Consider the following 445-nt stretch of genomic DNA (forward strand, 5'->3'; position numbering starts at 1 on the left):
TTCCAGCACGGTGCGCATGCGCCCGGTGTCGATCGGATAACGCTCGGGCGATTCGCCGTAGTTCCCCTCTTCGCTCAAGGTGCGTGGATCGATCTGCCGGTCCGGGCCGAGCAATTTGATCTGGTACTTGAGCGGATCTTCACCGGCCTTGTGCGCCAGTTCGTCGCCGAAGCTCTGAATCGCAAAGCCGTGGGGAATGTTCCACACCGAGCGATACCAGCCGACCCGCGTGTGTACCTTGGCTTCGGGGTTTTCCAGGCGCACGTTGGGAATCGCATAGGCCATGTTGGTAAAGCCCATGCCCAGCTCGAACGCCGCTTCGTGGTTCATGTCCGGCGCAAACAGCGCGGTGATGCTTGGCGCCACGGTGCGATGCAGCCAGCCTGACGGCATGCCGTTCTTGTCGATACCCGCCTTGAGATATTCCGCCGACACGGTGTGGAAA

Annotated in this window: 1 pseudogene; it reads right to left on the bottom strand. The window is 61.1% G+C overall.

The features are described 5' to 3' along the window. Nucleotides 1-445, bottom strand: a pseudogene (locus tag J5M56_RS25485) (xanthine dehydrogenase family protein molybdopterin-binding subunit); the annotation flags it as partial.

It is taken from the genome of Pseudomonas sp. 51_B (assembly GCF_017491595.1).
GTDB lineage: Bacteria > Pseudomonadota > Gammaproteobacteria > Pseudomonadales > Pseudomonadaceae > Aquipseudomonas > Aquipseudomonas promysalinigenes.